16 protein-coding genes are annotated in these 19,139 nt (G+C 53.7%); 12 read left to right on the forward strand and 4 right to left on the reverse strand.

Annotation, left to right across the window (positions count from 1 at the left end):
• Positions 1-467: 467 nt before the first annotated feature.
• A complete protein-coding gene (locus tag AC2FH2_RS19295; RefSeq protein ID WP_281996115.1) occupies positions 468-2,843 on the reverse strand; it encodes a thiamine pyrophosphate-binding protein in 2,376 nt (791 codons plus the stop codon).
• Between the two features lie 11 nt (positions 2,844-2,854).
• Positions 2,855-4,060: a methionine gamma-lyase gene (locus tag AC2FH2_RS19300; protein ID WP_496794400.1), complete on the reverse strand. Its 1,206-nt coding sequence runs from the start codon at positions 4,058-4,060 to the stop codon at positions 2,855-2,857.
• Between the two features lie 113 nt (positions 4,061-4,173).
• On the opposite strand from AC2FH2_RS19300, the gene AC2FH2_RS19305 reads away from it, so the two are divergent.
• The 4 genes from AC2FH2_RS19305 (at position 4,174) to AC2FH2_RS19320 (ending at position 5,978) form a co-directional block, all read left to right on the forward strand.
• Positions 4,174-4,632 carry an Lrp/AsnC family transcriptional regulator gene (locus AC2FH2_RS19305; protein ID WP_281973936.1) on the forward strand — a complete coding sequence of 153 codons (459 nt, stop codon included), beginning with the start codon at positions 4,174-4,176 and terminating at the stop codon, positions 4,630-4,632.
• Between the two features lie 168 nt (positions 4,633-4,800).
• Entirely contained in the window at positions 4,801-5,244 is a 444-nt protein-coding gene (locus AC2FH2_RS19310; protein WP_496824916.1) for a MarR family winged helix-turn-helix transcriptional regulator, read from the forward strand.
• Between the two features lie 11 nt (positions 5,245-5,255).
• Positions 5,256-5,633, forward strand: a complete 378-nt coding sequence (locus AC2FH2_RS19315; RefSeq protein WP_271952662.1) for a hypothetical protein — start codon at positions 5,256-5,258, stop codon at positions 5,631-5,633.
• A 30-nt stretch (positions 5,634-5,663) separates the two neighbouring features.
• Complete coding sequence (locus tag AC2FH2_RS19320; RefSeq protein ID WP_271952664.1) at positions 5,664-5,978, forward strand: monooxygenase; 315 nt, start codon at positions 5,664-5,666, stop codon at positions 5,976-5,978.
• 710 nt (positions 5,979-6,688) lie between these two features.
• On the opposite strand, the gene AC2FH2_RS19325 is transcribed toward AC2FH2_RS19320, so the two are convergent.
• Both AC2FH2_RS19325 and AC2FH2_RS19330 read right to left on the reverse strand, forming a co-directional pair.
• Positions 6,689-7,639 carry a proline racemase family protein gene (locus AC2FH2_RS19325; RefSeq protein WP_496824918.1) on the reverse strand — a complete coding sequence of 317 codons (951 nt, stop codon included), beginning with the start codon at positions 7,637-7,639 and terminating at the stop codon, positions 6,689-6,691.
• 446 nt (positions 7,640-8,085) lie between these two features.
• Entirely contained in the window at positions 8,086-8,721 is a 636-nt protein-coding gene (locus tag AC2FH2_RS19330; RefSeq protein ID WP_496824920.1) for a TetR family transcriptional regulator C-terminal domain-containing protein, read from the reverse strand.
• A gap of 127 nt (positions 8,722-8,848) precedes the next feature.
• On the opposite strand from AC2FH2_RS19330, the gene AC2FH2_RS19335 reads away from it, so the two are divergent.
• Genes AC2FH2_RS19335 through AC2FH2_RS19370 form a run of 8 tightly spaced genes read left to right on the forward strand, consistent with a single transcriptional unit; the run spans position 8,849 to position 18,940 of the window.
• On the forward strand, positions 8,849-9,718 hold the full coding sequence (locus AC2FH2_RS19335) for an ABC transporter permease (RefSeq protein ID WP_496690592.1): 870 nt from the start codon (positions 8,849-8,851) through the stop codon (positions 9,716-9,718).
• Positions 9,715-10,503, forward strand: a complete 789-nt coding sequence (locus AC2FH2_RS19340; RefSeq protein WP_496690593.1) for an ABC transporter permease — start codon at positions 9,715-9,717, stop codon at positions 10,501-10,503. The genes AC2FH2_RS19335 and AC2FH2_RS19340 overlap by 4 nt, the downstream gene beginning before the upstream one ends.
• Positions 10,500-11,612: an ABC transporter ATP-binding protein gene (locus AC2FH2_RS19345; RefSeq protein ID WP_142640357.1), complete on the forward strand. Its 1,113-nt coding sequence runs from the start codon at positions 10,500-10,502 to the stop codon at positions 11,610-11,612. The genes AC2FH2_RS19340 and AC2FH2_RS19345 overlap by 4 nt, the downstream gene beginning before the upstream one ends.
• A gap of 1 nt (position 11,613) precedes the next feature.
• Positions 11,614-12,675 carry an extracellular solute-binding protein gene (locus AC2FH2_RS19350; RefSeq protein WP_496824923.1) on the forward strand — a complete coding sequence of 354 codons (1,062 nt, stop codon included), beginning with the start codon at positions 11,614-11,616 and terminating at the stop codon, positions 12,673-12,675.
• Positions 12,676-12,735: 60 nt separating this feature from the next.
• Positions 12,736-14,796, forward strand: a complete 2,061-nt coding sequence (locus tag AC2FH2_RS19355; RefSeq protein ID WP_496824925.1) for an oxidoreductase — start codon at positions 12,736-12,738, stop codon at positions 14,794-14,796.
• Positions 14,796-16,028 carry an aromatic ring-hydroxylating oxygenase subunit alpha gene (locus tag AC2FH2_RS19360; RefSeq protein WP_271952677.1) on the forward strand — a complete coding sequence of 411 codons (1,233 nt, stop codon included), beginning with the start codon at positions 14,796-14,798 and terminating at the stop codon, positions 16,026-16,028. The genes AC2FH2_RS19355 and AC2FH2_RS19360 overlap by 1 nt, the downstream gene beginning before the upstream one ends.
• Positions 16,021-17,583, forward strand: coding sequence for a trimethylamine methyltransferase family protein (locus AC2FH2_RS19365; protein WP_496824927.1), 1,563 nt, complete (start codon positions 16,021-16,023; stop codon positions 17,581-17,583). Before AC2FH2_RS19360 ends, AC2FH2_RS19365 begins: the two co-directional genes overlap by 8 nt.
• 52 nt (positions 17,584-17,635) lie before the next feature.
• Positions 17,636-18,940, forward strand: a complete 1,305-nt coding sequence (locus tag AC2FH2_RS19370) for an aminotransferase class III-fold pyridoxal phosphate-dependent enzyme (RefSeq protein WP_496824929.1) — start codon at positions 17,636-17,638, stop codon at positions 18,938-18,940.
• Positions 18,941-19,139: the final 199 nt, after the last annotated feature.

Consider the following 19,139-nt stretch of genomic DNA (forward strand, 5'->3'; position numbering starts at 1 on the left):
CAGGTGCCCGAAGGTCTTCCTCTCAGCAATCGCCATCGCAGCTCTCGTCATCTATTGGCTATGAGTCCTGACCCTAGTTGGAAAGAAGAAGATAGAATAAGAATATTGCCCGGTATTGTAAGTTTGCTCGAAACGGACCGCCCGTTTTTATTTGCCCTGTAGGAAGAGCACACGCAACGATGCCAGAAGCCGACGTTCAGTCTGTGACCATCAAGGTCAGCTTCGTCCGCGATGTGTGAATTCAGTCCCTGATCCTTGCTGCACTCTGCACGAATGGCGACATTTCCCGCTGCCCGACAGCACCATACTTTACGCTACCGCAGCATTTCCCACACCGCGAGCGCACGCAGCATGAAAATCGGACTCACAAAATGGGCTCTTACCACCAGTTGAAGCGCTCCGCAGAGAGTGGCGACAGGAGAGCCCATAGTTGCAGACGCAGCAACGTGATCCAATGTCTGCTGCTGCTATGCTATAGCCACAATCTGAGGGATTTTACGACCATGGGACAATTCGCCTACTGATTGGATCAACGCGTTAGCGTCAATGCGGAAATGACGGTACAAATCCGCAATAGACCCGGTTTGGCCGAAATGCTCCACACCGTGCGGAATCGTTTTGTGGCCATGAACGGCACCCAACCAGGACAACGTTGCCGGGTGTCCGTCGATCACTGTGATCAATGCGCAGTCGCGCGGCACATCTGCCAGCAGCGTTTCGATATGTGCCTCAGCGCCCCGAATGCCATTTGTGCGCGCCCGTTGCGCTGCAGTCCAGCCGGCGTTCAACCGGTCGGCAGAGGTCACTGCCAGAACGCCGACATCCCGCCGCCCCTGGGCGATATGGCCCGCTGCCCTGATGGCCTCCTGGGCAACCGCGCCCTGATAAGCAATGACAACTTCGCAGTTCGGTCCCGGTTTGCGTAGCCAATAGGCACCGTCGATGGCCCCCTGACGGAAATCGTCATCCACGCGTTTACCGGGCTGCTCAATCGGGTTGGTCGTCAGACGTAAATAGACCGAACCGCCGGTCTCGTCGCGCAACCAGGTGCGTTCATCGGGATCTCCCTCGCCATCTTTTTGCATATAGGCAAAGGCCCATTCCATGATGACCGCCAATTCATCCGCAAAGGCGGGCTCAAATGCAGCCAACCCGTCTTGCGACATGCCAATCAGCGGCGACGCGATTGATTGATGCGCCCCGCCTTCCGGCGCCAAAGTGACGCCAGAGGGCGTGCCCACGATCATGAAACGGGCATCCTGATAACAGGCGTAATTCAACGCATCCAAGCCACGGGACACAAAAGGATCATAGACCGTTCCAATGGGAATAAGCCTTTTGCCAAAAACCGAGTGCGAAAGCCCTGCCGCCGCCAGAAGCAAAAACAGGTTCATTTCAGCAATGCCAAGTTCGATATGCTGACCATCTGGTGTAAACTCCCACTTCGCGGTGGAGGGGATATTTTCAGCCTTGAAAGTGTCGGATTGATGGGTGCGCGCAAACAGTTTCCTGCGATTGACCCAAGGGCCAAGATTGGTTGTGCCGGTCACATCCGGAGAGGTCGTCACGATCCGCTCGGCCAGCGCGCTGTTGCCTTTGGACAGGTCATCCAGAATCTTGCCGAATGCCATTTGAGTCGAGATTTCACGACCCGGATCCAACTCAACTGAGGGGACGTCGATAACGTCATCTGAGTATCGGCGCGGCCCGCTGGCGAAGAAGGGCGTCTTTGCCAGCATTTCTTCAAACGCTGCCGGGTCTGCGATGGTGGCAAAGCGCTCCCATTCATCACCCTCAGTAACACCCATGAATTTCTTCCATTCGGCCATCTGAGTCTTGTTCATCAACCCACCATGGTTGTCCTTGTGGCCAGCAATCGGCGTCCCCCAGCCCTTGATCGTATAGGCAAGGAAACAGACCGGGCGGTCGTGATCTATTGCGGCGAAGGTATCTGCCATGGTGGTGACGCAGTTCCCACCCAGATTTTCCATCAGAGCGGCCAGTTCGTCATCGCTGCGCGCATCAAGCAACGCGCTTACGTCGCCTTGATCGCCGAGGGTTTCCATCAGTCGCTCGCGCCACACCGCGCCCCCCATGAAGGTCAGTGCCGAGTAGAGCTGGTTGGGGCACTGATCAATCCATTGACGCAGCTTCTCTCCGCCCGGCTCTTTAAACGCAGCGCGTTGCAAAGCGCCGTATTTAACCCGCACAACATCCCATCCGAAGGCGTCGAAGATTTGCTCAATCCGTTGGAACAGTCCTTCACGCACGACGCCGTCCAATGACTGGCGGTTATAATCAATGATCCACCAGCAATTACGCAGATCGTTCTTCCATCCTTCTTGCAGTGCCTCATAGATATTGCCTTCGTCCAGCTCAGCATCGCCAACCAATGCGATCATGCGTCCAAGCTTTTGCGTATCGCCCCAGGATTTGGCCTGTACATAATCCTGCACAAGTGACGCAAACGAGGTGATAGCAACGCCAAGGCCCACCGAACCGGTCGAAAAATCCACGTCATCGATATCTTTCGTGCGGGAAGGATAGCTTTGCGCGCCACCAAATCCGCGAAAGTTCTCCAACTTCTCACGGGTCTGGTTGCCCATCAGATACTGAATCGCGTGAAAGACCGGCGAGGCATGCGGTTTGACTGCTACGCGATCTTCCGGGCGCAGGGTCTGAAAATATAACGCGGTCATGATCGATACCATCGACGCCGAAGACGCCTGATGCCCGCCAACCTTGATCCCGTCAGCTTTGGGCCGAATGTGGTTCGCATGGTGGATCATCCAGTGGGACAGCCACAGCAAACGTTGTTCAATTGTTTTGAGATCAATGGACATGGTCAATTTCCTTAAGCTGCGCTGCGGACAGGGGGTCTTGGCAAGGCTTGTTCGAGATCGTGGATCACGTCGTCGATCCCCTCCAGGCCAATGGACAATCGCACCAGCCCATCGCTGATGCCATGTGCGGCGCGTTCTTCAGGCGTATAGGTAGAGTGGGTCATGCTGGCCGGGTGCTGCACCAGTGTTTCAGCATCTCCCAATGATACGGCGCGGGTGATCATTTGCAGTCTGTTCATCATCGCGCGCCCTGCTTCCAGACCGCCATCCAGTTCAAATGCAATCATGCCGCCGAATTTGGACATCTGCCGCTGCGCGACATCATGCTGTTCGAAACTGCTCAGTCCCGGATACCAGACCTTTCGCACACCGGCGGATTGCTCCAGATATTCGGCGATGGTCGCAGCGCTGCTGCAATGCCGATCCATGCGCAATTCCAGTGTCTTGAGGCCGCGCAGTATGAGCATCGCGTTAAACGGGGCCATGACCGCGCCGGTCATATCCTTCATCCCATAGAGGCGGATTTCAGTCACCAGCTCGGCCGATCCGGCCAGCAACCCTGCAACAACATCTCCGTGACCGCCTAGATATTTCGTCGCCGAGTGCAGAACGATATCTGCGCCATGTTTGATTGGCTGGGTCAGATAGGGCGTGGCATAGGTATTATCCACCACCACGTAGGCGCCGTTGGCATGGGCAATGGCTGATACAGACTGGATATCTACAAGGCGCATATTCGGATTGGCGGGTGTTTCAAAATAGACCACCTTGGTTTTTCCGCTGATCGCCTCTATCAGGTTTTCCGGCTCCGTCAGATCCACATGGGTCACTGTCACACCGAATTTTGCCAGCCCGTGCCGCATGAAGGAAAATGTGCAGCCATAGAGCGTCTTGTCGAGAATGACCTCATCCCCCGGGGCAAGAAGAGTCCACATCGTTGCAGTGATCGCCCCCATCCCCGAGGCCAGGGCCAATCCTGCCTCTGCCCCCTCAAGCACCGCGATGCGTTGCTCCAGCAAATCGCAAGTCGGGTTCGAGATGCGCGAATAAACATGCCCTGCCTGCTCGCCCGCGAACATCGCACCGCCTGCTTCCGCGGTTTCGAAAGCGAATGTCGAGGTCAGATGCAGCGGAGGCGTCAACGCTCCTTCGTTTTCCATCGGGTTATAGCCATGGTGAATGGCAAGAGTGGAGAAGCTGTCGGGGCGGTTGCGCATTGGGTGACTCCTTGGTTTTCAAGAAGCAGAGTATGACGACACGAGTGGCAAAATATTCCAAAAATGTCTTATACTACCTCGTTTGTAGCAGTATATGCTAAACTATGAAAAAAATAGACCGTAAAGACCAACAGATCATTCGAGCGTTGCAGCGCAATGGTCGAATGACGAATCAAGACTTGGCAGCAGAGGTGAACTTGTCACCTTCGCCCTGTCTGAGGCGGCTGAAGCTGCTCGAGCAAAATGGAATCATCACCGGCTATAGCGCCAACATAGACGCCGAGGCCTACGGGTTGCCGGTAACGGTATTCGTTCACGTCAAACTGGAAAGCCATACTGAAGCGACAGTAAAGAAATTCGAAGCAGCCATTGCGCGGATTGACCAGGTACTGGAGTGTTTCGTTATGACCGGCTCATCGGATTACCTGCTTCGTGTGGTCGTGGCTGATCTTTCAGATTACGAAAAATTCGTTCGCAGAAAGTTGCATCCTCTTGGAGGTATTGCCTCCATGGACAGCAGCTTTGTCTACGGAGTTGTCAAGAAGACAAATGTATTTCCAGTGACAGAGTAACGTTGCTTGATGAACTGAGATGAAATGATTGCGGACATTAGCGCAGATGCAGCGAAAGCTCGCTTTATGCGTCATTCCAACAAATGCTGCACATCGAACGAATGAGTGGATTAGGTCATTCTATGGGGAGTACTTGAATTTATCCCTAACTAGGGATACATGCGCAACATGAGACATAAAAATCAAGCCCGAGAAAACCAAACCTTGGTGCTGGCCCTGCTACGCAGTCAGCAATTATTCATGCGCGCTATGGTGTCTGCGTTTCGTTCGGCGGGCCTTACAGCGCCACAATGGGACGCGCTGGAAACACTTAGCAACAAGGGTCCGCTGTCAATCAACGATCTGATGCGGCTGACACTGTCTACATCCGGCAACCTGGATGTGGTTATCAAAAACCTGGTTCAAGCCGGATGGGTGGAAAAGAGTGTCGATGAAACCGACAGACGGGCGCGTGTTCTGTTATTGACCGCAGCCGGGCGCCAAAAAGTGGCCGAATTCCTGCCACTCCACAATCAAGCTCTGGAACAGATTTTTGGTGATCTCAGCGTGCAGGACAAACGCCAGACGATCAAGACACTCAACCAACTCCGAAAAAAACTGCCTCAACCTTAGAAAGTCGTAACATGCCTAACAAAACACTCCTGACCGTGCATGGCGTGATTTACATGTTGTTCGCGCTCGCGCTGTTCTTTGCCCCGGCCATCCTCTGGCCAAACTACGGCCTGCAATTAAACGACCAATACGCTGTGTTCCTGTCACAGCATAACTCGATATTTCTGGGCGGCATCGGGATCATCAGCTTCCTGTTTCGGGACGTAGAACATGGCAGTGAAGCTGCAATCGCCCTTCTCACAGGATTGATGTGGACCAATCTACTTGGCGTCATCATCACGCTTTACGCCTGCCTGACAGGAGTTTTCACCGGGTTTGGCTGGTCTGACCCCATCTTCTTCGCCTTGCTTGCGGTCCTATGCTTCTACCAACTCGGGAAAAACCGCTGAACTTTCCCAAACTCACAAAGGAAACTAAACATGAGTACACTGAAAGTCTGGGATCTGCATATGACCTATGAAGGTCCGATCACAGAAGAATTTCTCGCCGGCACCGAGCAACTTGCAAAGAGTATCGCGGAGGAGCCAGGAATAATCTGGAAGATTTGGACTGTCGAAGATGGAACCAATCACTATGGGTCCACATACCTGTTTCGGAACCGCGAATATCTGGAAAGCTATAAAATAATGCACCTGAAGCGCCTGGAAGCGATAGGGATCACAGTGACCGCCGACCATGTTTTCGACATTATGGAGGAGGTCAGTCGCGTCAACCGAGCCCCACTTGAAGGCTAGCGAGCAATGACCGGACATTGGCACGCTCAACGTTGATGTCCGGTTCGGTCCGCTATCCGGAATTGCAAAGTTTGGTCTTGATTGTCCGCTTTGGGCTGGGTCTGTCATTTGTCGCGTTTGGTATCACCGCTGCTTCACTAAGATACTCGTGATTTGGCTTGAGCTGGCGTCAACACGACCACCATGCTTTATGACAGATCAGACACATTGATAAGGTAGACGAAAACCATGGCAGAACGATTTGAGCGTCACCGTCAAGCTTGGACACAAGAGGAAATTCAAAAATTGCACCTACTGGTGTCAAAGGGGATGGGCTTGAAGGCCATTGCCAAAGCTCTCACGCGCTCTGAGGAATCGACCAAGAGCAGAGCGAAGCTTGACAAAATAAAGATCAAGAAAGCACGCTGATTTTGGTGCCTTTAGTGTACTCCTGTCGTTCTTTACTGCCACGACCAATGTCCGATTTGGGCTGATTGAGCTAAAAAACCCAGATTTTAGTGAAGATGGGCGAAAAACTTGCCCGCAGAAGGCCTTTCCGAATATTCGTCGGGGGTCGGCCCAATACTCTCGTCGGCAATGTCCGAAGCTTTCAGTGGCCCTACCAGGCACTGGTTTGCAATTAAGGCGCCACAACGGGTTCTGGCAGAATGGAATTCAGTTGCTCGGTTTGTTAGGGTTCTGCACCCAAACACCCAATTTAAAAAGCTGCCTTACGGATTAGCGTAGTAAAAAGAAGGAAAGCTATGCCTTGCAACGATCCAAACTTCTGCTGATACAGTGGCGAATTGACCGACAACTTGGCATTCAAAAATCCCGCCCGGTGCTTCGATTGTCACGGACCTGCCGGGAGATAGTGACCCGTTGCCCTCGCACGCCACCACAACAGACAATGCGCCTGTCCCCCCAGCCGAATTTGCCAGTTCTCCCTTTTCAGAGGCCCAGACAGTTTTAATATGGTTCTTCCCTGATTTCGAACTGAACATGACCAAGTATTTACCGTAACTGCCGCCAATGCCAAAATTAGACATCGGGTATTGTTTACTAGCCGCCCCGCTTAACTCAATTGCAGCGTTGGTCAATTTTTGGCGCTCACTAAGCGAAATACCTAGATAGTCTGCATCGACAACCAAATACGGCAACCCGGCATCGACTAGAGAAACTGGAATGTTTCCACTTAGAGGAAGATTCAATATTTGATTATTAATCAATAGCTTGGGCTTGACAGTAAACCACTTGGCATGTGTCATAACGCTATCTGTTCGGGTTACTTGTACTTCCATGACACCATTTGCTGTTTCCAAAGCAACAACTTGTTGATCTTTGGCTAATGCTTGACGCTTCGCGCTCGCAATTATGGTGGCTGCAGCCATGAGTGCGGTTCCGGCATATGGTGCGTATGCAAACTGAGAGGCTAGAAAAAGCGCCCCATCGGTACCTTGCTCAAAGGGTGGATAGAGTAGGCAAGAGTTGATGAGGTGGTTTCCATTTGGTGGGAGGTTCAAAAACCCCCGAAACTGTTCGTGATCCGAACGAAGCTCCAGCAAGGCGCTAGCCGCGTTCCTAGAAACTAGTTTAGGAAGACCAGAAACCGCCACTCGAAGAATATCTCCAGCGAGATCAACATCTATCGCAACCGTTTGTCCCTGGTGTTTTTTAGGCATTGTTCGGTGTCCTGGATATCGTGTGCTACCTTGTAGCTTCTGGCTGCAAACATCCATGCTTGCTTTCAGCTGATGGTGTATTGGACTGAGTCTGTGTGAAAACTCTGGATGATGTATGCTTTTCGGCAAAGGCTGGAGGCATGTATGTCGAGATTTATCGCAGGCGCCGAGCGAAGTCAGTCGATGCTTTTCCCGACCAGCTTGAAGATTGGACCAACGGGTGCGTAGCCACACCACGACGTCAATAATGCTGCAAAACCTCACTTTGTTGCGCATCTCGGACTACAAAGTTTAATTGTGAAAGTCCGCTAATAGCGCACAGCGGACGTCGAGATTTTTCAATAGCTAGGTGGATGCTACTTAGACGCTAGAGGCCTCACCAATACCAGTAGTTGCTTTCCAGGAAGAGGCATTGTTTCCATCTCAAACCTGAGCGTCGCGAAGGCTCACAACTTGAATTTTCCTGGAAAAAGCCCGCCTAAAAATCTTCGAATAAGTTCAGCAGAGCGTCGTCGCGAAAAAACCTGCATATCGGTAAGGTAATTTACCCACATACCTTCCAGTAAGGCCAACGTTCCGCTAGTGGCATCATTCACCAAGTTCGGATCATGTCCGTTTTGTTGGGCTATCTCCGTGAACGCACGCCGCAAAGTCTCGACAAGTTTGGGATCCTGAGTGCTGCTGTATCGGGCAATACCAGGGTGTGAGCTCGCGATGCCTCGGAATGCATGCCAGATTTTCGTACTTCGTGGATTGAGCAAAGCTTCGGATAGATCCGCCTCGATCACAGCCATCACCCGCTCCTCGGGCGATGCATCCGAGCCCAGTTCGGTCATTCTGTCCATCTCGGCATAATACTCAGTACTGAAATGCTGGGCCGCTGCTGTCAGCAAATTGTCCTTCCCCCCGAAATGCAAATGGATCATTCCGCGCGACAGACCTGAGCGCTCGCAAATGCGACTGACCGAGGTATCGGTGACTCCAATATCAGCAATAGTATCCAGTGTCGCCTTAATCAGAAGCTGCCTATTGGCTTCCGGATCGCGCTTCGAACTACGCTTTCTTCCTTTAGGATCTGTCACTCTATTCAATGATTCCATTATCTTAGGGTCTTCTCATATGGGCCGCTCACAGGGAGATTGACACGAAAGGCCTTTCTGGCGCAACATTAAATGGACGATCGTCCATTAGCGACTCGTAAGTACCGAGATGGGAGATAGGGTGATTTTTCGTAGCGAAGCGTCCCGGGGTTATACCCTCAGCGCACCAGCCACGGCATACGTGGGGTTTCTGGTGGCGGCGCCTTTGGTGATCCTGATCGCCTATTCATTCTGGACCCAAACCTACGTAACGCTCGACAAGACACCGACGCTGAAAAACTATAGCGACGCGTTTGCCGATCCGCTGGTTCGACATTTAATGCTAAGGTCGATCTGGATTGCCGGAGCAGTTACGATAGTCACTGTCGCACTGGCCTATCCCATCGCGTACTTCATCGCGATGAAGGCCCGGAAAAAGACTATCTGGCTTCTGCTCATCACCATTCCGTTCTGGTCCAGCTATCTGCTGCGCGTATTTGCTTGGAAGCTCATCCTTGGGTTCAACGGGGTGATGAATTCTGCACTGCTGATGCTTGGTCTGATCGACGAACCGCTCGACTTCTTGCTCTATAATGAATTCGCTGTCGTACTGACGCTTGCCCATGCCTGGGCACCTTTTGCGATCCTGCCGATCTATGTCTCGTTGCAGAAGATCGATCCAAGCCTGTTGGAGGCCGCCACCGACCTCGGCAACAGTCCTTTGCAACGCTTCATGCGGGTGACGCTGCCGCTGACGATACCAGGTATTATCGCCGCTTGCCTGATCATCTTCATTCCGACTGTCGGTGACTACGTAACACCGGCACTGGTCGGCGGGTCGGACGGGAAGATGATCGCCAATCTTATTCAGGTGCAGTTCGGGGCCGCTAACAACTGGCCTCTTGGCGCCACACTTTCGCTGATCGCGATGCTGTCGGTCGGCTTCGTCGCCATCGTGTTTGTCATTACCGCCACCCAGCTTGGGAGGAGGATCAGATGAAGCGCCCCTCGACCCTGACAGCCTATGCTTTCCTGTATTTGGTTTTTCTGTACCTGCCGGTTCTGTTCCTACCTTTGTTCTCGTTCAACAGCGGTACTATCGTTGCCTTTCCGATCAAGGGGTGGACGCTGGACTGGTACCGGAAGCTGGGCGAGCAGGACACGTTGATCCAGGCCCTTTGGAATTCGCTTGGTGTTGGCACGGTCGTCGCACTTCTATCCACCGCCATGGGTCTGTTCGCTGCGCGCGCCTTTGTTCGATACCGTTTTCGGGGCCAGCGTGCAGCCGAAGGTTTGGTGATGCTGCCTTTGGTTATCCCTGGCATTATCGTGGCCTCTTCAATGCTGGTCCTGTTTCTGTTTCTCGGTCTAAAGCCGTCTTTGCTGACCGTTGTTCTGGGCCATACGTTTCTTGCGCTACCATTTTCTGTTTCGATCTTGAAGTCCGCGTTCGATGACTTCGACGCGTCGCTGGAAGAGGCATCTTACGATCTGGGCGTCGGCGTGTTCGAAACCTTCCGTCGCGTGACGCTGCCGGTCGTTTCCCCCGGTATCGTAGCCAGCATGCTGGTCACTTTTACGGTCAGCTTCGATGAGTTCGTCCTGGCCTTTTTCCTGTCCGGCAACCAGCCAACCCTGCCGGTCTATATCTGGAGCCAGATCCGTTTCCCCGCCAAGCTTCCAAACGTTTTGGCCTTGGGTTCTATCCTGCTGCTTACCTCGGTTCTGCTATTGGTGCTGGCCGAGTACTTCCGCCGCCGCTCATCCGCATCAGAGGTCCGATGACAGACAGAAACATCATAGAACTCAGGGGCGTCGAAAAGCGCTATGGCACATTCCTGGCTGCGAGCGGGATCGATCTCGATCTCAAAGAGGGCGAGTTTTTCTCGCTCCTCGGCCCCTCGGGATGCGGCAAGACCACGGTATTGCGGATGATCGCGGGCTTCCAGGAACCGACCAAGGGTACCGTGCTGATCGACGGTCAGGATATGGAAGGTGTGCCTGCCAACAACCGTCCAACGAACATGGTCTTTCAGAGCTACGCGATCTTCCCGCATCTGAACGTCGGGAACAACGTGGCCTATGGATTACGGGGCAAGGCGCCCAAGGCCGAGATCGAACAGCGCGTAGCCGAGGCCCTGGAAATGGTCGAGCTGGGCGGTCTTCAGGATCGCGGCGCAAGTGAGTTGTCGGGTGGGCAGCGGCAAAGGGTGGCACTCGCCCGCGCGCTGATCATGCGACCCAAGGTGTTATTACTGGACGAGCCCTTGTCAGCTCTCGACAAGAAACTACGCGAGCAGATGCAGTTTGAAATGCGCAATCTGCAGCAGTCGCTTGGCATCACCTTTGTGATGGTCACCCATGACCAATATGAGGCAATGACGATGTCCGACCGTATTGGTGTGATGTTCGACGGACGGCTCAAGCAGGTGGATACACCAACCACGCTTTATGCCCGTCCCTGTGATCAGCAAGTGGCCAGTTTCATCGGTGAGATGAACATACTGCCTGCCCAGTTGTCGGGCGAAACCGGCAATATGTTGTCGATCGATGCAGCCGCCTTCGGGCGGATTGAGATTGAGAGAAATCCCAACGTTGCGACCAGCTCTAAAGACATGAACATCGGTATTCGCCCGGAACAATTGGAAATCGCTGCTGAAAAGCCAGAAGACTATCCATCAACGGTTCAAGGCACTGTCAGCAATGTCGCCTTCTATGGCGAGAACATTCACTATCACATTCAGGTTGCGGGAGCCGAAAAGCCAATCTCGGTCTCGGTTCCCAACTACTTTCACACGGTCGATTTCAAACGCGGCGACGCAGTTTGGCTGGGGCTTCAGGGTGCAAGCGTGATCGATCTTGGTACAGACCATAGTAAAATAGTGGGAGGATAAAATGAGAGTTCAGGGAATTGCGGCCTTCGCATGTGCGACGGCAATAAGCACGGGAAGTGCCATAGCAGGTGGCGCTGATCTAACGGTTTTTGACTGGTCGGGATATGAAGACCCCGGGTTCTTTGCCAGCTACATGGAAAAATACGGGGATGAGGCGCCAAGCTATTCCTATTTTGGAAGTCAGGAGGAAGCCTTCACGAAACTGAGTTCGGGTTTCACGGCTGATCTGGCGCATCCTTGTTCTGACGCGGTCCGGAAATGGGTCGCAGCCGACCTGATCCAGCCCCTGGATGAAAGCAAACTGACCAACTGGGCCGATGTTTTACCTGAGATTAAGGAAGTCGACGCCATCGTCCTGGACGGCCAGCTTTACATGTTGCCGTTCGAGTGGGGGAACACGGGTCTTATCTATCGTACCGACAAAATCTCGGGGGATGATATCTCTCTGCAATTGCTGGCTGACCCGGCCTATGCAGGTAAGATCGCGATCCCGGATGCGGCGTCGTCTGCATATGCCCTGGCTGCGCTGGCCACTGGAAACGCTGATGATTACACAAATCTGAGCGATGAGCAGTTCAAAGAAGCATCGGATTTCCTGCGCTCAATCCACCCAAACATGCGCTTTTACTGGTCCGATGCGGGTCAGTTTGATCAGGCCATGACCAGCGGTGAGATCGAAATGGGTTGGGCCTGGAACCAGTCCGAACTGAACCTGATCTGGAACGATGTGCCTGCCGCCATGATGCGTGACGTCGACAAAGGTATCGCGACCTGGGCCTGTGGCTACGTGCATCTGAAGTCTTCCACGACACCGGTCGATCAGGTCTATGATCTGTTGAACGCGCTCACTGATCCTGCAAGCGGCCAATACATCATCGACAACTGGGGCTACCCGCATTCCAACGCAAAAGCGTTCGAAGTTGCCGATCAAGCCAATATCGAAGCCTATGGTTTTGCCGATCCGAAAAGCTTCTTCGAAAGCAGTTTGTTCTTTGACGCGGTGAATCCCGAGTTGGAGGCAAAAATGCTGGCAGAATTTGAACGGATCAAAGCCGGATTCTAACACAACCATATTTCCGGGGCCTTACGGCTCCGGACCCCTAATATAGGAAAACGCGTGATTATGTCGGACGCGAACCCATACGCTCTGCTCTTCGAACCGGTTCAGATCGGGCCCGTCACAGCCAGAAACCGCTTTTATCAGGTGCCGCATTGCACCGGGCTGGGGCACCTCAGGCCACGGGCGGATGCTGCCGTCCGCGGAATGAAGGCTGAAGGTGGTTGGGCAGTGGTTTCCAATCAGGAGACCGAGATACACCCGACCTCGGACTTGTCCCCCTATGCCGAGGGGCGATTGTGGGATGGACGCGATGTGCCTGCATTGCGGCTGATGACGGATGCGGTACATGCGCATGGGGCGCTGGCAGCCATCCAGCTGGTGCACAATGGCAACCATGCGCAGAACCTGCTGACCCGCGCCCCGGTTCTTGCTCCGTCCGAGATGTCCGTCGATACGACGCATCCCAAGCAGGCGCAGGCCATGGATAAGGCCGATATCTGGGAATTCCGCCGCTGGCATCGCGAGGCCGCCCTGCGCGCGAAAGATGCCGGATTTGACATCATTTACGTCTATGCCGGACATAACATGACTTTGGCGCAACATTTCATGCTGCCTCATATGAACCAGCGTAGTGATGAATATGGCGGGTCGCTTGAAAATCGCGTGCGCCTGACGCGCGAATTGCTGGAAGATACCCACGAAGCTGTAGGTGACAGCTGCGCTGTGGCGCTCCGCTTTGCCATTGATGAGATGGTGGGCGCCGACGGTATGCAGGCCGCAGAAGAAGGCCGTGCCGTGGTCGAGCTTTTGGCCGATCTTCCTGACCTATGGGATGTGAATGTGGCCGACTGGTCCAATGACAGTGCCACAACCAGATTCCAGCCGGAAGATGGTTATCAGAACGCGTTTCTGTCCCACGTCAAACAGATCACACGGAAACCCGTGGTAGGTGTCGGTCGCCTGACCTCCCCCGATATGATGCTGTCGATGGTCAAGAAAGGTATTGTCGACCTTATCGGAGCGGCGCGACCTTCTATTGCGGACCCGTTCATACCGAAGAAGATTGAAGAAGGCAGGATCGACGAAATTCGCGAATGCATCGGCTGCAACATCTGCGTGTCTTCGGACAATCTGGGTATTCCGATCCGCTGCACCCAAAACCCGACCATGGGCGAGGAATGGCGTCGCGGCTGGCACCCCGAGATCATTGCACCGAAAAAAAGCGAGGCGGAAGCACTGGTAATCGGTGGCGGACCCGCAGGTCTTGAGTGTGCCATGCAAATCGCACGGCGCGGCTATCAGGTGACCTTGGCCGAAGCCTCAGCTGAATTTGGTGGACGTGTTGCAAAGGAAAGCAAGCTTCCCGGTCTAGCGGCCTGGTCGCGCGTCGTCGATTATCGCCTGAATGATCTGAAACAGCGCGGCAACGTTCAGTTGTTCACCGACAGCAGACTTGACGGCGATCAGGTGGCAGAGCTTGGCGTCGAACACGTCTTTGTCGCCACCGGCAGCCGTTGGCGTACGGATGGCATGGGGCGAAACACCCAGCGCCGTATGCCTCATATCGAGCAAAGCGCCAGAGTGCTGACACCTGATGATATCATGAACGGCATATTGCCTCCGAATGGCCCGGTGATGATCTATGATGATGACCATATCTATTTGGCAGGTGTGATTGCAGAAAAACTGGCAGCTGCCGGATATCCGGTGGTCTTTGTCACGCCGGAGAGTTTGGTCTCTGCTTACGCCGTACATACTTTGGAGCAGCCCCGTATTCAGGCTCGTCTGATCGAACTTGGCATCGACATTCGCTGTAATCAGGTGCTGACCGCGGTCGAAAGTGACATGGCCCGCATCGGATGTGCCTTTACCGGTCGCGAAGCGAGTATTCTCTGTGCCTCGACAGTTCTGGTTACCGAGCGCCAGCGAGAGACAGCGCTTTACGACAGCTTACGCGGGGTTGGGTTGAAGACCCTCGAACTTATAGGCGATGCCGCGTCTCCGGGACTGATCGTCGACGCTGTCTTCGCAGGCCACCGCGCGGCCCGCGATTTTGAACGCCCAAAGGCAGAAGCAGACAAGGATTGGTTTCGCCGCGAGATAGTCGATTTGGAGGAAACGTGATGAACAGCCGACCGTTTGAGTTAGATGCTTTGATAGCCTCGCACCAGCACGGCCACGCTCTGCCGCGCGGATTCTATACCTCGCAAGACATCTATGACTATGACATCGCCCGGGTCTGGAACCGTAACTGGCTTTGGGCAGGGCATGTCAGCCAAATCCCAAACCCCGGAGACTATTTCCTGTTCGACTATGGCCCGGAGAGCATCATTATTGTTCGCGACCGCGAAGGCGAAGTTCGCGCTCATTTGAACGTCTGTCGCCATCGTGGATCTCGCGTCTGCACTGAACAGTCTGGCAACTCCCGTGTTCTTGTTTGCCCGTATCACGCCTGGACATATGAACTTTCGGGGAAACTTCGTGCTGGCCATAACATGGGGGAACACTTTGACCCATCCAAATTCGGGCTCTTTCCCGTTCAGGTGAGTGTCTTTAAAGGCTTGATCTTTGTGTGTGCCGATGCAAACACGCCATCGCTAGATCCTGTCCTCAGCCAGCTTTCGCCACTCGTCGAACCCTATGGCTTTGACGATCTGAAAGTTGCGCATACGGCGTCATTTCCCGTTCCCGCGAATTGGAAACTGGCGGTTGAGAACTATCTTGAATGCTATCACTGCGGACCAGCACACAAAGAATACTCTCGCTCTCATAGCCTGAAATCGCCACAAGACATGGCTGGCTTGGTCGAGCCGCTAAATGCAAGGGCTGTAGAAGTCGGGCTGACACCTGATGAATTGGCGCTTGTTGGCGCGGCTGCACCCACCCCATTCACCAGCGGGTATTATCGGCGCTACCCACTTTACCAAGGTTACAAAACCGGCAGCAAATCGGGCGAGGCGCTTGCGCCATTGCTTGGAACGCTGAAAGGCTTCGACGGTGGCGCAACTGACTTTGATATTGGCCCATTGAATTGGTTCCTGATCTATTCGGATCACATGGTGGGCTACCGCTTTATTCCACGTGGTCCACAGGAAACCGACATTCAGGTGGTCTGGCTGGTTAGCGCTGATGCCGAAGAAGGCCAAGATTACAACAAGGAAGACCTGACCTGGCTTTGGCATGTCACATCTTTGGATGACGAACGCATCATTCGGCACAACCAGTCCGGCGTTAATTCTCAATACTTCCAACCGGGGCCCTTGGGCGAAATGGAAACTTCGATCCAGGATTTTTACGATTTCTATTTTGCCATGATCCGCTCGGAACCAGAACAAAGGATGGCCGGTAATGGCTGAGGTAAAATCACGCCGTCGCGGTGGTGGTGGGCGCGCCGCGCGCATAAAGGTTCAACAGGCGACCACGGGCAATGAGGCCGTGCGTGGGGGATTAAGTGGCGGCCGCTATAAGCCGCTTACCCCAACAGATATGGAGAACATCCATCAAGCGGCTCTGACCGTTCTGGAAAAAACCGGCATTACCGATCATTTCCCGGAATTACTTGATCTGGTGCTGCCCAAGGGCGCGGTGATGAATGATCTAAATCGGCTGTGCTTCCCCCGCGCACTGATGGAAGACATCCTGGCTGGTACTGCCAAGGAGTTTTACGTCTATGCCCGCGGAGAGCGTGAAGGCAAAGACGACATGCATTGCTCGGCGGAGAGCGTCTATTTCGCCAACTCCGGCACCGCCGTGACCACCTTCGATTCCGAAACTAAATCTTATCGCCCGTCGATCCTGCGCGATGTCTATGATTTCACCCGTCTGGTGGACCGTTTGGACAACATCCATATGCTGGGCGACACAGTTTTGGCCACCGATGTGACTGATGATTTCGCTCACGACATGAACACCATTTATGCCATGCTCGCAGGCAGTCAAAAACCTGCCTGTCTGACTTTTCGCGACCGCAGCCATATTCCGCATGCCATCCGCATGTTTGATTTTGCTCAAGGTGGCGAAGGGGCTTTCATGAAAAAGCCAAGCGTCATATTTGGTGGCTGCCCCATGGTTTCCCCCTTGCGGGTCGGCAAGGAAAACATGGAAATCCTGATTGATACCGCCAAGTTGGGCCTGACGGTTGATTTGGCGGTGCCTCCTCAAGCCGGGGCCACAGCCCCCGCTACACTTGCGGGAACGCTGGTGCAAACCGTGGCCGAAACGCTGGCCTGCGTTGCCATCGTAAACCTCATCACACCAGGTTGTCCGGTCTGCTTTGCCGCCTGGCCCTTCATCACTGACCTGCGCAGCGGGTCGTTCACCGGCGGCAGTGGCGAACAGGCTCTGATCGGGGCCGCAGCCATTCAGATGGGTAACTTTTATGGCCTTCCAACCTCTGTCGGCGCAGGCATGACCGATGCTAAGATACCCGACGCGCAATACGGGTTGGAAAAGGCACTAACCTTCACGCTTGCCGCTCATGCCGGTGCCAATCGTTTGTGCGAGTTCGGGGGTATGATCGGTAGCCTGATGGGATGCAGTTTTGAAAGCATGGTCATCGATGACGAAGCGGGCGGTATGATCCTGCGGTCGTTGCGCGGGATTGAAGTCACGGATGAAACCATGGCGGTGGATGTGATCCACCAGTGTGCCATCGACCCTGGTCATTTTCTCGGCAACCCGCACACACTGAGCTATATGAACAGCGAATTCGTCTACCCACGGCTCATGGATCGTGAGCGCACGGACACATGGGAAAACGAAGGCAAAACTGATCTTCTGGACCGTGCCCGTGACAAGGCCAATTCCATTCTCGATAGCCATTTCCCCAACTACTTCGGCGCCTCAGACGCTCAGGTTCGCGAAGAATTCCCAATTGTGATGAGCACAGAAAGCATGGCCCGCCGTGGATAACTCTAACGTCAAGCACTGGGACAACGACCACTTCCTGCACCCGTGGGAAGGGATGGCAACATTGGGCGAAAACGACCGCACTTTTATCGAAGGTGCCAGCGGCATCCATGTGGTGAACGAAAAAGGCGAACGCTTGATCGACGGACCGGGAGGCATGTGGTGCACTCAGATCGGTTATGGGCGCGCGGAGATGGCCGAGGCCATGGCTGAGCAAGCTCGGAACCTTACCTATTTCTCGCCCTTTAACAATTCCAACTCGACTACTGCGTGGTTCGCGCGCGAAATCGCTAAACGTGCGCCGGGCGATTTGAACAATGTCTTTTTTACCACCGGCGGTTCCACCGCAGTTGATACGGCCATCCGGTTTGTTCATTTCCGCAACAACCTCTTGGGACGCCCCGAGAAAAAGAAAATCATTTCAAGGCAAAAAGCTTATCATGGAAGCACTTTTTTGGCGGCCAGCGTCAGTGGAAAAGAGCGTGACAGGCTTTGGCTCGACAAGGCGGATGACCTCGCACATTTCTTGCCAGACGTGAATCCGCTTTATCGTGCGCCTGGTCAAAGCGAAGAGAGCTTTCTGAAAGAGAAAGTTTCGGACCTGGAAAACGCCATTGTGGCGCTTGGCCCAGAAAATGTTGCCGCTTTTATCGCCGAACCGGTTCTTGCCTCTGGTGGCGTGATAGTGCCGCCGAAAGGGTATCACGAAAGTTGCCTAAACATCTGCAAGAAGTATGATGTTCTATACATCTCCGACGAAGTAGTGACGGCTTTCGGGCGTTTGGGCCATTGGTTCGCGTCTGAGGCAGTTTTTGACATTCAGCCAGACATAATCACCTGTGCCAAAGGAATGACATCTGGGTATGCACCGATGGGCGCCGCGATTATCTCGGATAGATTGATCGCCGATGTTGCAGGGAAAGATGCTACCTTCTCAAATGGCTACACCTATTCTGGCCACCCGGTCAGCGCGGCCGCTGGTCTGAAAAGTATGGAAATTATTGAACGGGAAAAGCTTCTCGAACACGTTCGAAAGGTCGCTCCAGTTTTTCAGGATCAGCTACAGCAGTTGGGTCAGATTGACATCGTTACCGATGTGCGCGGCATGGGGTTGATGGGATGCGTTCAATGCTCAGTCGATGGTGATCCCCAGAGCGATCTGGGGTGCGACTACGAGATTGGTAACCAGATCGATATCGAATGCCAGAAACGTGGGTTATTGGTTCGACCTGTGATCAACATGTGTGTTCTTTCACCGCCCCTAATCATTAGCGAAAGTGAAATTGAGCAAATGTTCGCTGTCTTGCGAAAAGGGCTTGAAGCGACAAGTGTGTGGCTCAGCGGGATTGGAGGCCAATGAATTGCTTGCGCTATTGTTGCGAAAGCCCGGAGGCCGCCATTTCAGCGTATTGTCGTATGCTCCACGATCTCCGCCAAAACCGTTCGGCCTTGGCGGTTTTGAAGAAGGTTTTGACAGCGACGGTTTCCTACGGGTTGGCATTATCTATTACGGGTCCGTCACAGTGTTTTTCTCGTACTGTTTGCTTCCACGGTGCTTT

Source organism: Ruegeria sp. YTSA105, assembly GCF_059610225.1.

Coding starts and splice junctions, on each gene's coding strand:
- AC2FH2_RS19295 (WP_281996115.1), bottom strand. CDS start 2,843: ATGTCCATTGATCTCAAAACAATTGAACAACGTTTGCTGTGGCTGTCC.
- AC2FH2_RS19300 (WP_496794400.1), bottom strand. CDS start 4,060: ATGCGCAACCGCCCCGACAGCTTCTCCACTCTTGCCATTCACCATGGC.
- AC2FH2_RS19310 (WP_496824916.1), top strand. CDS start 4,801: ATGAGACATAAAAATCAAGCCCGAGAAAACCAAACCTTGGTGCTGGCC.
- AC2FH2_RS19315 (WP_271952662.1), top strand. CDS start 5,256: ATGCCTAACAAAACACTCCTGACCGTGCATGGCGTGATTTACATGTTG.
- AC2FH2_RS19320 (WP_271952664.1), top strand. CDS start 5,664: ATGAGTACACTGAAAGTCTGGGATCTGCATATGACCTATGAAGGTCCG.
- AC2FH2_RS19325 (WP_496824918.1), bottom strand. CDS start 7,639: ATGCCTAAAAAACACCAGGGACAAACGGTTGCGATAGATGTTGATCTC.
- AC2FH2_RS19335 (WP_496690592.1), top strand. CDS start 8,849: ATGGGAGATAGGGTGATTTTTCGTAGCGAAGCGTCCCGGGGTTATACC.
- AC2FH2_RS19340 (WP_496690593.1), top strand. CDS start 9,715: ATGAAGCGCCCCTCGACCCTGACAGCCTATGCTTTCCTGTATTTGGTT.
- AC2FH2_RS19345 (WP_142640357.1), top strand. CDS start 10,500: ATGACAGACAGAAACATCATAGAACTCAGGGGCGTCGAAAAGCGCTAT.
- AC2FH2_RS19350 (WP_496824923.1), top strand. CDS start 11,614: ATGAGAGTTCAGGGAATTGCGGCCTTCGCATGTGCGACGGCAATAAGC.
- AC2FH2_RS19355 (WP_496824925.1), top strand. CDS start 12,736: ATGTCGGACGCGAACCCATACGCTCTGCTCTTCGAACCGGTTCAGATC.
- AC2FH2_RS19360 (WP_271952677.1), top strand. CDS start 14,796: ATGAACAGCCGACCGTTTGAGTTAGATGCTTTGATAGCCTCGCACCAG.
- AC2FH2_RS19365 (WP_496824927.1), top strand. CDS start 16,021: ATGGCTGAGGTAAAATCACGCCGTCGCGGTGGTGGTGGGCGCGCCGCG.
- AC2FH2_RS19370 (WP_496824929.1), top strand. CDS start 17,636: ATGGCAACATTGGGCGAAAACGACCGCACTTTTATCGAAGGTGCCAGC.